Origin of the sequence: Odoribacter lunatus (assembly GCF_943193135.1) — a bacterium.
Lineage (GTDB): Bacteria > Bacteroidota > Bacteroidia > Bacteroidales > Marinifilaceae > Culturomica > Culturomica lunata.
In genome coordinates this window covers 40,673-54,830 of the sequence record NZ_CALPCZ010000011.1, presented here as the reverse complement: position 1 = coordinate 54,830, position 14,158 = coordinate 40,673, and the positions used below count along the sequence as shown (strand labels likewise).

Genomic DNA, 14,158 nt, shown 5'->3' with positions numbered 1-14,158 from the left:
AATTTTGATGTGCTTCAAAAGTAATAAAAAAACCTGCCTTTGCAGACAGGTTTTTTGAATATTTAACCACCGAAGTTGTCGTACATGATGTTTTCGTCGGGAACTCCCAGGTCGTACAGCATTTTGGTGACTGCTGCAATCATCATAGGAGGTCCGCAGAGGTAGTATTCAATATCTTCGGGATTTTCGTGATTTTTCAGGTAGTTTTCAAAAATTACCTGGTGAACGAATCCCGGTTTATAGGCTACACCGGCAGCGTCGGCGACAGGGTCGGGACGGTCTAAGGCTAGTGTCCAGTGGAAGTTTGGATTTTCTTCCTGTATTTTGTTGAATTCATCCACGTAAGGAGCTTCCTGAAGGGCGCGGGCGCCGTACCAGAAGCTGACTTTCCGGTCGGTGTGCATGGTGTGGAATAGGTTGAAGATGTGTGAACGCATCGGAGCCATACCGGCACCACCGCCGATGAACATCATTTCGTTATTTGTTTCACGCAGGAAGAATTCTCCGTAAGGTCCGGAAATCGTCACTTTGTCACCCGGTTTGCGAGAGAAAATAAAAGACGAACAGACACCCGGATTCACCGGCATGAACGAACCTGTTGCCCGGTCGAACGGAGGTGTAGCGATACGGATGTTCAGCATGATGATGTTGCCTTCTGCCGGAGAGTTGGCCATAGAGTAGGCACGGTAGGTAGCATCCGGATTGTGCATCTTCAGGTCGAACATTTTCATTTTTTCCCAGTCGGCTTTGTATTTTTCATCGACTTCAATATTTTTGAAATCAACGTCGATGGCCGGAACATCAATCTGGATGTATCCGCCTGATTTGAATTTCAGATTTTCTCCTTCCGGTAATTTTACCACGAATTCTTTCAGGAAAGTGGAGATGTTGCGGTTGGACACTACGGTACATTCCCATTTCTTGATTCCCAGGATGGATTCCGGGATTTTCATTTTGATATTCTCTTTCACTTTTACCTGACAAGCCAGACGCCAGTTGTCGTGTTGCTGTTTGTAAGAGAAAAAGCCGGTTTCCGTCGGGAGAATGCTTCCTGCACCGGACAATACCTGACATTTACACATACCGCAGGAACCTTTTCCTCCGCAGGCAGAAGGGAGGAAGATTTTCTGATTTCCCAAAGCTGCCAGTAGAGAACCTCCCGGTTGGGTGGTTAATACTCTGTCTCCGTCATTGATGTCGATTTGTACGTCACCTTTGGGGGTCAGTTTGGCTTTTGCAAACAAAAGTATTCCGACGAGCACCAGAGTGACAATAAGAAATACTACAATGCCGGCAGAAACAATTGTTGTATTTATTGCTAATGCTATCATGTTATTTTTAATTTTAAGATTTTAGACCGAATGAATCTGCATTTAGAGATTGATACCCAAAAAGCTCATGAAAGAAATGGCCATCAGTCCCGTTACGATGAAAGTGATGCCGATGCCTCTCAGAGGAGCCGGAATATTGGAATATTTCAGTTTCTCCCGAATGGCGGCAATACCGACAATGGCCAGCATCCATCCGATTCCGGAACCCAGTCCGAAAGCCGTTACTTCTCCCACGTTGGCGTAATCTCTTTGCTGCATGAACAGGGAAGCTCCCATGATAGCGCAGTTCACGGCAATCAGGGGAAGGAAGATTCCCAACTGGTTGTATAACGCAGGTGCGAATTTTTCGACAATCATCTCTACCAATTGCACCATTGCAGCAATGATGGCGATGAACATGATGAAACTCAGAAAGCTCAAATCTATGTTGGCAGCCTCTTCTCCGAGAAGCCAGGTCAGGGCTCCGGCTTTGAGTACATAATTGTCGAGCAGATAGTTTACAGGTACTGTGATAAACAGTACGAAAATCACGGCTATACCCAGACCGAAAGAAGTTTTAACGGTTTTCGACACGGCAAGATAGGAGCACATACCCAGGAAGTATGCAAATATCATGTTGTCGATGAATATAGAACGGACAAATATGTTTAATAAATTTTCCATATCTTCTTCTCTTTTCTTTATTTTTCAATTAATTCCTTGTTTTTGGAACGGTGTACCCAAATAATGATACCGACGAGTATCAGTGCCATCGGGGCCAGGATCATCAGTCCGTTGTTACGGTAGCCCCAGTCGTAGCATACCTGCGGAATGACCTGTATGCCGAATAGCGTGCCGGAGCCCAGCAATTCACGAAAGAAAGCTACGACAACAAGTATCAGGCCGTATCCCAGACCGCTGCCGATTCCGTCTAACAGGGCGGGCCAGGGGCGGTTTCCTAAGGCGAAGGCTTCGATGCGTCCCATGATGATACAGTTGGTGATAATCAGACCTACAAAAACAGACAGCTGTTTGCTTATTTCATAAGCGTAGGCTTTCAGAAGCTGGTCTACTATAATTACCAGGGCTGCCACTACGACCAACTGAACGATGATACGGACACGGTTCGGAATCGTATTGCGTAACAGGGAGAGTATGACATTGGAAAAAGCGGTTACAGCCGTTACTGCAATTCCCATAACGATGGCCGGTTCTAATTTTGCTGTTACTGCCAAAGCGGAGCAAATACCCAGAATCTGGACGATTACCGGGTTATTCTTGCTCAAAGGTCCCAGGAGTAACTGCCGGTTCTTTGCTGAAAATAATGATTCTTTTTCGCTCATTACTATTTTTGTTTTAAGAAAGATTCGTAACAGGTTAAATAACTTTTAATCATGGCTTCCACACCACGGGAGGTGATGGTTCCGCCCGAAATGGCATCTACTTCGTGAGAACCGGTGGCATTGCCGCCTTTTTTGACAAGTATGGAAACCAGCTGGTCGTCATCGAAAATCAGTTTGCCCTGGAATTGGGTTTGGAAATGCGGACTCGTGATTTCTGCTCCCAATCCCGGAGTTTCGCCCTGGTGGTCGAAAACAGTTCCGTAGACGGTGTTTTTGTCATCATTCAGTGAGACGTAGCCCCAGATCGGCCCCCAAAGCCCGGCTCCGTATAAAGGCAGGATGTATTTCGTCCCGTTTTCCGTTTGGGCAACGAATACGGGTAACTGCCGTTGGTCACATGCTTTTTTAGCTTCTTTGGCGACATCGACGTTGAAAGCATTTCCTTCTATACGTTCACCTTTGGAATTGACGATGAACTGTTCGGTGATATATTTGTTAAACAGCGTTCCCGATTCGGCTGCCGTCGATGATATATTGACGGAACGCAGGATATTCTGGCGTTTTTCGTTTTTTATGTTTTCGTTTTGTGCAGGTTGCAGGCTGAGTGCGATAATGGACAGCAGTGCGGCCACTACGACTACCAGTACAATCGAATACACAAACGTATAAGTATTTCCTTGTCTATTCATAATTTTTGAATTTTAGATTGTAAATCCCGGTTTACAACTTTCAGTCTGCAATGAGTTTGGCTCTTTTTAATCTGCGTTTGATGTTTCCCTGTACCACAAACCAGTCGATCAGCGGAGCAAAGGTGTTCATCAACAGGATGGCGAGCATCATGCCTTCCGGATAACCGGGGTTCAAAGTACGGATAATGATGGCCATTACGCCGACCAGGAAGCCGTATATCCATTTGCCTTTGTTGGTCTGTGCGGAGGTTACCGGATCCGTTGCCATAAATACGGCACCGAAAGCGAAACCGCCCATGATTAAATGTTCCCAGGCGGGGATGTGGGCATATACATTGGTTTCTGGTAGCGTTGCGTTCAGTAACCAGCCCATCAGCAGACCGCCAGCAAAAACAGACAGCATAATTCTCCAGCTTGCCACATTTGTCAGCAGTAGAATTAAAGCTCCGATAAGGATGCAGAATGTGGAGGTTTCACCAACGGAACCGGGAATAAATCCCCAGAACATGGTGGCGAAATCGGGCAGTGGGTTGCCTAAAGCGGCTTCCGCCAACGGCGTAGCGCCTGAAAATCCGTCTGCTTTTTCTGCAATCCATACGGCATCACCGGAAATTTTGGCCGGATAAGAGAAGAAAAAGAATGCCCGGGCCAATAAGGCCGGATTCCAGATGTTCATTCCCGTACCTCCGAAAATTTCTTTTCCGATAATCACGGCAAAAGCTGTAGCAACGGCAATCATCCACAGGGGAGCTTCCACCGGCATAATCATCGGGATCAACAATCCGGATACCAGGAATCCCTCATTGATTTCATGTCCCCGGATTTGGGCAACGGCGAATTCGATACCCAATCCCACTACATAGGATACGACAATCATCGGCAGCACTTTCCACAGACCGTAGAAAAACAGTTGGCAAAAACCGGTTTCAGCTAGTGTGCCTAATGCTTTGAAATGCTGAAATCCTACATTGTAAATACCGAAAAGAAGTGCCGGTATCAATGCCATGACTACTACAATCATGGTTCTTTTCAAATCCACGGCGTCACGGATGTGTGAGCCGGAACAGGTCGTGCGGTTCGGCACGAAAAGAAAAGACTCAAAACCGGTGAAAACGGAGTGTAATTTTTCCAGTTTTCCTCCTTTTTCAAATTTGGGTTTTTGCTTATCTAAAAAATTCCTTAAAAAATTCATCTTACATCTCAATTAGTTGGTTTCTTTCATCATTAATTCCAGACCGCCCCGCAGGATTTTCTGAACCGGGGTCTTGGAGGTACAAACGAATTCGCACAGCGCCATGTCTTCCGGCAGCACCTCATAAATACCGAGTTGTTCCATCTTGTCAATGTCTTCGGCCAGTACGGCTTTGAGCAAATATACCGGGAAAATATCCATTGGTAGTACTTTTTCGTATTGTCCGCTTACTACAAAGGCACGCCGTTCGCCGTGAAGGTTGGCATTTAGCGTGTAGTGTCTGTTCGGACAAAGGAAAGAGGGAAACAGTTTGCTGGCGGAGAATTTGTTGAAACCGGGGGTGGCCCAGCCCAAAAATTCGTATTCGTCGCCTTCGGGTATGACGGTAATCTGGTTGGCGAAATAACCTAAGAAATCCGATTCGCTCACTTTGGTACCCGTTAGTACGTTACCGGAAATGATACGCTGGTGGGTCTGGTTTTTCAGTTTCCCTTCCGTCAGACTGGATACCTGTGCACCGAGAATGGTTGAGTAATAAGCGGGTGCTGTTACTTCCGAACCGGTCAGGGCGATGATTTTGCGTGCATCGTAGTGTCCTTCGTTGAACAAGCGGCCGATGATGGCAACATCCTGAATATTGACGGTCCAGATGTGTTCGCCCTTGTTAATCGGACGGACGTGATTAATCTGGATACCTGTGTTACCAGCCGGATGAGGACCTGCGAAATAGGTTATGTCCACATTTTTCAGACGGCTGAATACGGAATTTTCTCCCGTACCGGCTTTTAAACCTAAATGAACATCTGCATTACAGAGTTTTTTTAGGCAGTCGAAACCTGTTTGCAGGTTTTTTTCTTCATCTTTCAGCGCAAATTCGTAATTGGGAGCCAAAGGAGAGGAATCGAATGCAGAAACGAAAACTGCTTGGGGCTGAATGGCGGGATTAGCCAAAATACCGTAAGGACGTTGTATGATTAACGGCCATACGCCGCTGTCAAGCAGCTTGGCAATGATTTCTTCCCGATTTAACTGGTTTACGTCTGCCTTGCCGAAATCTGTATAAGCAATTTGCTCGTCTGCTTTCACGACTACTTCAAGCAATTTACGGCGTTCTCCGCGGTTAACGGCTTCCACCGTGCCGCTGACGGGAGACGTAAATTTGATTTCAGGGTTTGCTTTATCGGTGAATAAAACATCGCCCGCTTTTACTACGTCGCCAGCCTTAACTGCCAATCGGGGCGTCAGTGTGAAAAAATCAGTTGGCTTCACGGCATAATACATACTGTTTACGCCGGTATTCACCGTTTTTTCGGCTTCCCCGTTCAGCTTGATATCAAGGCCTTTTTTCAATGTAATTACCTTGGACATGCTATATTTATTAAATTAGTTAGAATTATAAAATACAAATTTAAATTTTCCAAACAAACCACAAATATACAAACCTATTACGTAATTTTGTCGTTAATCGAATTTTAATTTAAGGAGAATGAGATTTTTTTTGATTTTAGTTTTATTGTGTTGTTTGCAAGAGGGATGGACACAACCGTCTTATATAAAAACAATCCAATGCTATCCGGAGGGGAACCCTTTTTCAGAGCCGGTTATCGCGTTGGGCGGCAATCAAAGATTGGTTTTTGCTTTTGACGATTTGAGTTCCGAGATAAATTCCTATTCTTATCAAATTGTCCATTGTGATCCGGACTGGAATCCTTCCAATTTGAGTTCATTTTCCTATTTGAACGGTTTTTACAGCAATCCGTTGAATAACTACAATAATTCTTTCAATACCCAGGTATCTTATACGCATTTCACTTTGATGTTTCCTAACGAAGATGCTAGTGTGAAACTATCGGGCAATTATCTTCTTCAAATTTACAATGATGATAATCTCGACAGTGTTGTTATTTCCCAGCGATTTTCCGTCGTAGAAAACCGGGTATTGATACAAGCGTCGGTGACAACATCAACACTTCCTCAATATCTGAATACTTCCCAGCAGTTGAATTTTACGGTGTCCTATGACAATTTGCCCGTTTACAATCCGATAAAGGATGTGAAAGTGTATGTTACGCAGAATCAGGATCCCAATAGTCGTCGGAATTTTACTCCGGATTTTGTCCGTCAGAATCAACTGGTATATGGTAATGGTGTGAATAATGTTTTTAATGGATTAGCGCCGTTTCGTAATTTTGATTGTTCCAGTTTGGTGTATTATACCCAGTATGTAAAGGATGTGTTGAAAGGGCCGGATGGCTTGTATAATTTCGTATTGGTGCCGGGGTCTGTCTATACGATGTATTCGCCTTTACCTAATCGTGACGGGAATTTTGTCATTCAGGCGGAAAATGTCAATAATTCTGAATTGGAAGCGGATTATATAATCGCTCATTTTGCTATATATTATCCTCATGAAATACCGGAGGCTGAAGTATATATCTATGGAAAATTTGCGGGATGGCGGATTTTGCCGCAGCAGCGAATGACTTATGATGCCCAAAACAAGGCCTATGTGGGAGAAGCAAAGGTAAAACAAGGTTATTATGATTATATGTATGCCGTTGTTCCCAAAGGAGATACAATTCCCAATTTAGTTACGTTGCAGGGAAATTTTTATCAAACACATAATGAGTATAACATTCGTTGTTATGTGTATGATTATAATTTAGGGGCTTATCGTTTTGTCGGTTATCAGGTTGTGGAGAAAGGATTTTAATAAATGAAAATTGTTTTCTACAAAGTGAAGGGAAAACAGTCATCTTGGCATGTATTTTGTAAGAAATGGCATGTATTGATAAAAAATAAACATATTGGTTATGAAAATAATATTGTGGATTTGTATGGCTGGGTTGATGGCGATGTGTCACTCTCAAAAAGATAATGTGAATTTAGGAGATAAAACGTGGGTTTTGGATTCTATTGAGGGACAAAAGGTAGAAATGAAAATACCTGACAATAAGGTGACCATGCAATTTGATGTAACGGAAAACAAGGTGGCTGGTATGGCGGGATGCAATAATTTTTTCGGAGGTTATGAGCAGGACGGGCGTAAATTGAAATTTTACCAAATGGGAGTGACGCGTATGACCTGTCCGGATATCGAGATGGAACGTCTTTTTTTCAAGATGCTTGAAAATACAACTACTTTTCAGATAAAAGGGAAAGAACTCACTTTCTTGCGGAAAGGAAAAGTTCTTGCTGTCTTTAAAGAGAAAACTGGCGAAGAATAAGGCTATCTGCTCCGCCTGTCATGTCTTGAATATTTAATAAGTTGTGCGTAACGTTAAGCTTTGCTAATTAAGATATTCTTAATATATTCTTGGCAAAGAAATTGCTAATTTAGTCTGTCAGATTAACTGAACAAACTAATTAAATAATGCAAGAGATGAATATGAGGAGATCTATTATCAGTTTATTATTTGGAATCATAGGTGGTTTCGGTGCATTTCTGGTTATGGGAAAATTTACCGGAACGGAACAGTTGCGACCGATGGTTCGGCATGAATTAGTCGGTCCGGGAATAAAGCAGGTGGCTTATACGCAGAATATGCCTGAAAATGGGAACAACGAAGGGCGTATTGATTTGAGGTATGCAGCCCAAAGGGCTGTACCGGGAGTGGTGCATGTGAAGACCATACAAATGGGGCGGGAACATGTCGCTAATCCTTTTTTAAATTATTTTTTCGGTGGAACAATGCAGGGAAGGCAGGTTCCTATGACAACGGGCTACGGTTCGGGGGTGATTATTTCCGAAGATGGTTATATCATAACGAACAACCATGTAATCAAAGACGCGGACAAAGTAATGATTGTGGCGAACGATAAGAAAGAGTATGAAGCGAAATTGATAGGCCAGGATTTAAATACGGACCTTGCTTTATTAAAAATAGAAAGTGAAGAATTACCGTATATCGAGTATGGCAATTCGGATGAAGTGGCATTGGGGGAATGGGTCTTGGCTGTTGGAAATCCATATAATTTGACTTCAACTGTAACAGCGGGAATCATTAGTGCGAAAGCGCGTGATTTGGGAATGAATCGTGGTCAGATGAGTCTGGAATCTTTTTTACAGACGGATGCGGCCATTAATCCGGGAAACAGTGGTGGAGCTTTGGTTAATGCCAAAGGAGAATTAATAGGTATCAATACTTTGATTCAATCTCCAACGGGTGCTTATTCCGGGTATGCTTTTGCCATACCTGTCAATATCGTTCGGAAAGTGGTTAATGATTTGAAAGATTACGGAAAAGTGCAAAGGGGCGTTTTGGGAATCCGAATGGGAGAATTGACTCCTGCTTTGGCAGAAGAATTGGGTATACAGGAAAATTCGGGTATTTATGTCGGTGATGTTATAGCCGGAGGGGCTGCTCAAAAGGCCGGAATGAAAGAAGGAGATATTATACAGGGGGTGAACGGCGTGGAAGTAAAAACCACACCGGAATTTTATGAACAATTGGGTAAATATCATCCGGGGTCTGTGATTCGTTTGAAAGTAAAAAGAAACGGTAATGAAAAACAGATGGATGTAACGTTGCAGAATTCTTATGGGGAAGTAGCCGTGGAACCGAAAGACGAATCTGGAATACTGGGAGTGAAAGTTGCTCCATTGACCAAAGAAGACCGTGTCCGTTACCGCTTGAATAAAGGAGTGAAGATTAAGGAGGTAAATAGCGGCAAGTTTAAATCGGCAGGATTGCAGAAAGGGTATATTATCATAAAAATAAATGACCAGGTGATTAATGATGAGGCCGATTTAAAACGAATTATTAATTCACTGGGAGATGAAGGTGTCTTTGTTACAGCCGTTAGCCCGAGGGGAAGAGTGGAATATTTTGCCTTTTCAATGTTGGATTAAAAAATGTTAATATTAAATTCTGTAAAGAAGTAGGTGTGGAAATATGAATTAAAAATCTTACTTTTGCAGAAGATTTTTGGTGTATGGGAATAAGATATGAGACAGCTTAAGATAACCAAATCAATTACAAATAGGGAGAGTGCTTCTCTTGATAAGTACTTGCAGGAAATCGGCAAGGAAGATTTAATTACAGTCGAAGAGGAAGTAGAGTTGGCGCAGCGAATCCGGAAAGGAGATCAGCGTGCGTTGGAGAAATTAACGAGAGCTAATTTGCGCTTTGTTGTTTCTGTTGCCAAACAGTATCAGAATCAAGGCTTGAGTCTTCCGGATTTGATAAACGAAGGAAATCTTGGTTTGATTAAAGCAGCGGAAAAGTTTGATGAAACGCGTGGATTCAAGTTTATTTCTTATGCCGTTTGGTGGATTCGTCAATCCATATTGCAAGCATTGGCGGAACAGTCGCGTATCGTGCGCTTGCCATTGAATCAGGTAGGTTCGTTGAATAAAATCAACAAGGCTTTTTCACGTTTTGAGCAAGAGAACGAACGGCGTCCTTCTCCGGAAGAATTAGCGGATACGTTGGATTTGCCGGCAGAAAAAGTAGCGGATACATTGAGAGTATCTGGAAGACATATTTCGGTGGATGCACCTTTTGTTGAAGGGGAAGACAATAGCTTGCTGGATGTATTGGTGAATGATGATTCGCCTATTGCAGATAAAACATTAATTAGTGAATCGCTGTCTACGGAAGTTGAAAGAGCATTGTCTACTTTGACAGAAAGAGAGCGTGACATTATTAAATTGTTTTTTGGAATCAATACACAGGAAATGACCTTGGAAGAAATCGGAGAAAAGTTCGGTTTGACAAGAGAGCGTGTACGTCAGATAAAAGAAAAAGCGATTCGTCGTTTGCGGCATTCGTCAAGAAGTAAATTGTTAAAAACTTATTTGGGATAAATAAATTCTCATTATTTTTAGGTCAAACAGTAGGGATTGTCTCGCTATGTGAAGTGCCCCCAAAAGTTGGACAGATTAAACATTAACCAGTAATAGAAAGAGTTCGGTATTGTACCGGACTCTTTCCTTTTAACCGGGCTTTAATTCTTTTATTATTGTAATAATCAATATATTCATCTAAAGCCTTTATAAACTGGAAAAAACGGAAAACTTGACCCCTTAAAAACGGAGGGAAGTGACCACCTAAAGTTCCTCCTTCAAAAAAGTGTAAAGTTGTTCATCGGGAATGGGGTCTAAAATAGAAGATTAAAGCCCGAGTTAAACTTTTATTTTATCTGTTTTTTATAAAAATTGCTAGTTTGTTTCATAGATTTTTTTATGCTCCCACGAGGGGGCAATTTGAAGCGTTTTCAGCTGATCAACTTCGACCGTTTTCCAAGGGGCACTTTCCTCCGTTTTTAAGGGGGCCGTTTTACCGTTTTTTCCAATATCATCTATCTCGTGAGAGGCGTCTGGTAATGCCCGAAATACAAATAGACAATATCCCCACACCTGTAATGTATATGACTTGGATAAGTATATACAAACAAGTGATGAGCGTGATTGCTATCCTCGTATTTCTTAAAGTTTACCAGACTTTCCACGTAGGATAAAAGCTACACTTTCATCAATAAATCAATATATCCCCATCAATAATGAGGCAACTTTGCAAATCTACGAAAGATTTGTTGATTATCAAGTTCCAATAAAGATATTATGCAGAAGGTAGGGCTGGTGGTGGTTTATACTTGAACTACCCCTACGCAATGGTTCCGCAATAGCCATGCAATACCTACGCTATCGAACCATAGCGTAGGTATTGCGCAAGTATAGCGTAGGTATAGCGTAGGGACGGAGCAACCTCGGAGCAAGGACGAAGAAATAGGGAAGAATTCCCCGGGGAAAAAAGCTATAAAGAATAAGAAACCCCTGTTTGTATAAATGCAGTAGGTTTTTGATGACAGTCAAAATATTCTTTTGACCCCGTGACACCATTTACCCGGCACGACATTTTTAGTGCACCCCCTCCCTGTAGGTCAAAGAATAGATTTTGAGCCAACTTTCGACGATACTTAATCATGGGACGGAAAGAGGTTGAGGTAAATCTGCAATGAGAAGGCAAATCATTGTGCTTGGGTTTGAAATAAAACGCCTTGACATCAATATCGGCTCCTATACAGAATAAGTTATTGGGAGAGGGGGTATACTCTACTCCAAACATGCCTCCGTATAAATTTATTAACCATTTGTCATTAAAACGGTGGCGGTACATGAACACAAGAAAGGCTGGTATTTTAGAACAAGAATTAACCATGACAAGCGGCCCGATGCCGAATTGGGTATTTCGATTTGCCCGTAGCATGATTAACCCCATGGCAATGCCTGAAACGCGAGCAAATCCATTTTCGCCCCATTCGCTGTTGAACATGGCCATACCCATAAAAGGTTTTCCAAATAACCTGGACCTGAATGTAGAGGTAAAGCCGACTTGTCCCATAATATGCGTACCGTTGAAATTGATAGCGTCAGGATTATAAGGTTCTGAAAGCTCTGAAGAGTTGAAGCGGGTTTCAGATGAGGCGTATCGGGCATTGGCGGTAATCGTAACGTATTTTTGTCTGAATAGTTCATACGAAATTCTTGCCGCAAATCCATCTTCAATACTCCTCCATCTGTGGTCATAGGATGTACTTATGTTCGTCTTAACCATGCCGTATCCCCCCTGACTGATGTTTACACCGGTTGTACTTTGCGCGTGGACAGTAATCGAAACGATAAGGAATAGTAACGGAAATAATTTGAAGGATAATCTTTTAATCATGGAGGCAAAGGTATTAATAATTGTTCCGATTTACCTGCTTTTTCGGTTTTAATTATTATATTTGTAAATAAAATAGAGCTATGACTATCACGGATTTTCTACTTATCGCATTAATTGTATTCGTCCTTTTGTTATATCCGCTTTTCCGGAAAATACTTTCTTTATTGGAGATTGTTGTGAAACAATATGTGCACTCCGGCACTTCAAAGTCGGGGCAACCGGCAGTTTCCGCTACGCAGACACTCCTTAATCTGAAACTATTGGCTTACGAGAGAATCGTTCTCTTTATCGAAAGGATGAAACCCGACTCCCTGATACCCCGGACCATGACAACCGGTTATACCAATCAGGAATATCATCAGCTGTTGTTAAGCGAAATCCGGAAAGAATTTGAATACAACCTTTCCCAGCAACTCTATTTGAGCGAAAGTGCCTGGACGATTGTTTCCAATTTCAAGAATAACATAACAACCCTTATCAATACGTCCGCGAACGACTGTGTACCAACGGAGCCGGCAAGTAATCTGGCTAAAAAAATCCTGGAAAAATACATCGCTTCCGATATAAAGGTAGACCAGATACTGCAAGCGGTAAAAAGCGATATAGCATGAAAAAAAGCAGGTTATCGCCTGCTTTTCTTCTTATTATTCTTGGGAGATTTGGCGTGGAAAGCGCCTCCGCCTTTGGGACCTCCCCGCTGGTATACAATATTGTTGGTCTGTATTTTTTCTTCATCCAGTAAAATATCGGAAATCTCCAGCCCCTTCGGCAAATCGATGACTTCAATCTCCTGCTGAATCAATTGTTCAATAGCGCTGAAATATTCCTCCTCTTTTTCGGAAACAAAGCTAATGGCAGTCCCCTCCTTGCCAGCGCGGGCAGTACGTCCGATACGATGCACATACTCTTCCGGCAGGGAAGGAATATCGAAATTAATCACATGCGATACATCCTGCACATCAATACCCCGTGCCGCCACATCGGAAGCCACCATGATGCGCGCTTTTCCTTCTTTAAACGCTTTCAGAGCATTCAGACGCGTATTCTGGGCCTTATTGGAATGAATGACGCTTAACTCGTCTTTCCAGAAATCCGCCAGCTTATCAACAATGCGGTCGGCATTCTTCTTCGTTTCCGTAAAAACCATGACTTTCCGGAAAACCTCTTTATCGGCCAGCAACAATTTCAACAGATTGATTTTGGTCATGATATTGGGCACTTCGTACCGGACTTGTACTACCGAATCCACCGGCGTAGCCTGGGGTGCCACCTCCACACGTTCGGGGGCGAGCATAAACTCCTCCGACAAACGGGATACCGTTGCCGAAAAAGTAGCGGAAAACAACAACGTCTGATGCTTTTCCGGTATCACCTCCAGGATACTCCGCAATTGCGGAATAAATCCTAAGTCCATCAGCCTGTCCGCCTCGTCAATGACCACCGTTTTAATCTCCCGGGTGCGGATAATACCATTCATGTAAATATCCATAAAACGTCCCGGAGTTGCGACCAGCAAATCGACCCCCTCATACACTCTCTCCTGTTGCGTACGGATATTCGTCCCTCCGAAAATGCCCACGCACCGGATATCCATATACTCGGTCAGGAGCTCTACGCTTTCACAGACCTGTACCACCAACTCCCGGGTCGGGACGATAACCAGCGCCCGGGGATAATTACCCTGTGCATAATGCAACTTCATGAGAATGGGAATCAGATACGCCAACGTCTTTCCCGTACCGGTCTGGGCAATGCCCACCATGTCTTTTCCCGAACGGATGACCGGAAAAACCTTCTCCTGTACCGGTGTCGGATTCTCGAAACCCGCATCCTCCAATGCAGACAGAATCTGTTTGCTTATGTTTAAATCTTTAAAAACCATGATTCACTGTATATTCAAAACCGGATAATCCCGTCATCAGCTTCCGGACGGGACAAAGATAGGAAAAAGAAA

General features: G+C 43.0%; 13 protein-coding genes and 1 pseudogene. 5 read left to right on the top strand and 9 right to left on the bottom strand.

Annotated features, from left to right (window positions below):
* Positions 1-62: 62 nt before the first annotated feature.
* From nqrF to NFR61_RS06125, 6 genes are read right to left on the bottom strand one after another with little or no spacing between them, the layout of a single operon-like run.
* A complete protein-coding gene (gene nqrF, locus NFR61_RS06150) occupies positions 63-1,331 on the bottom strand; it encodes an NADH:ubiquinone reductase (Na(+)-transporting) subunit F (RefSeq protein ID WP_251621748.1) in 1,269 nt (422 codons plus the stop codon).
* 42 nt (positions 1,332-1,373) lie between these two features.
* On the bottom strand, positions 1,374-1,994 hold the full coding sequence (gene nqrE / locus NFR61_RS06145; RefSeq protein ID WP_251621746.1) for an NADH:ubiquinone reductase (Na(+)-transporting) subunit E: 621 nt from the start codon (positions 1,992-1,994) through the stop codon (positions 1,374-1,376).
* A 17-nt stretch (positions 1,995-2,011) separates the two neighbouring features.
* Positions 2,012-2,653: an NADH:ubiquinone reductase (Na(+)-transporting) subunit D gene (locus tag NFR61_RS06140; RefSeq protein WP_251621744.1), complete on the bottom strand. Its 642-nt coding sequence runs from the start codon at positions 2,651-2,653 to the stop codon at positions 2,012-2,014.
* 2 nt (positions 2,654-2,655) lie between these two features.
* Positions 2,656-3,342 (bottom strand): NADH:ubiquinone reductase (Na(+)-transporting) subunit C, encoded by a 687-nt coding sequence (nqrC, locus tag NFR61_RS06135; protein WP_251621742.1) that lies wholly within the window; start codon positions 3,340-3,342, stop codon positions 2,656-2,658.
* A gap of 40 nt (positions 3,343-3,382) precedes the next feature.
* Positions 3,383-4,534: an NADH:ubiquinone reductase (Na(+)-transporting) subunit B gene (locus NFR61_RS06130; RefSeq protein WP_251621740.1), complete on the bottom strand. Its 1,152-nt coding sequence runs from the start codon at positions 4,532-4,534 to the stop codon at positions 3,383-3,385.
* A gap of 12 nt (positions 4,535-4,546) precedes the next feature.
* Entirely contained in the window at positions 4,547-5,902 is a 1,356-nt protein-coding gene (locus NFR61_RS06125; protein ID WP_251621738.1) for a Na(+)-translocating NADH-quinone reductase subunit A, read from the bottom strand.
* 118 nt (positions 5,903-6,020) lie between these two features.
* On the opposite strand from NFR61_RS06125, the gene NFR61_RS06120 reads away from it, so the two are divergent.
* The 4 genes from NFR61_RS06120 (at position 6,021) to NFR61_RS06105 (ending at position 10,343) form a co-directional block, all read left to right on the top strand.
* Positions 6,021-7,247 carry a type IX secretion system plug protein gene (locus NFR61_RS06120; RefSeq protein WP_251621736.1) on the top strand — a complete coding sequence of 409 codons (1,227 nt, stop codon included), beginning with the start codon at positions 6,021-6,023 and terminating at the stop codon, positions 7,245-7,247.
* Between the two features lie 100 nt (positions 7,248-7,347).
* On the top strand, positions 7,348-7,761 hold the full coding sequence (locus tag NFR61_RS06115; RefSeq protein WP_251621734.1) for an META domain-containing protein: 414 nt from the start codon (positions 7,348-7,350) through the stop codon (positions 7,759-7,761).
* A 155-nt stretch (positions 7,762-7,916) separates the two neighbouring features.
* On the top strand, positions 7,917-9,386 hold the full coding sequence (locus NFR61_RS06110; protein ID WP_251621732.1) for a Do family serine endopeptidase: 1,470 nt from the start codon (positions 7,917-7,919) through the stop codon (positions 9,384-9,386).
* A gap of 96 nt (positions 9,387-9,482) precedes the next feature.
* Complete coding sequence (locus NFR61_RS06105; protein WP_251621730.1) at positions 9,483-10,343, top strand: sigma-70 family RNA polymerase sigma factor; 861 nt, start codon at positions 9,483-9,485, stop codon at positions 10,341-10,343.
* 82 nt (positions 10,344-10,425) lie between these two features.
* Here the strand turns inward: NFR61_RS06105 and NFR61_RS06100 are convergent.
* Both NFR61_RS06100 and NFR61_RS06095 read right to left on the bottom strand, forming a co-directional pair.
* A pseudogene (locus tag NFR61_RS06100) lies at positions 10,426-10,530 on the bottom strand (IS3 family transposase); the annotation flags it as partial.
* Positions 10,531-11,292: 762 nt separating this feature from the next.
* The gene (locus NFR61_RS06095; RefSeq protein WP_251621727.1) at positions 11,293-12,204 is read right to left on the bottom strand and encodes a hypothetical protein; all 912 of its coding nucleotides are present in this window, start codon (positions 12,202-12,204) and stop codon (positions 11,293-11,295) included.
* 80 nt (positions 12,205-12,284) lie between these two features.
* On the opposite strand from NFR61_RS06095, the gene NFR61_RS06090 reads away from it, so the two are divergent.
* On the top strand, positions 12,285-12,815 hold the full coding sequence (locus NFR61_RS06090; RefSeq protein WP_251621725.1) for a DUF7935 family protein: 531 nt from the start codon (positions 12,285-12,287) through the stop codon (positions 12,813-12,815).
* 11 nt (positions 12,816-12,826) lie between these two features.
* Here NFR61_RS06090 and NFR61_RS06085 read toward each other — a convergent pair whose 3' ends face one another.
* Positions 12,827-14,086, bottom strand: coding sequence for a DEAD/DEAH box helicase (locus NFR61_RS06085; RefSeq protein WP_251621724.1), 1,260 nt, complete (start codon positions 14,084-14,086; stop codon positions 12,827-12,829).
* Positions 14,087-14,158 lie beyond the last annotated feature (72 nt).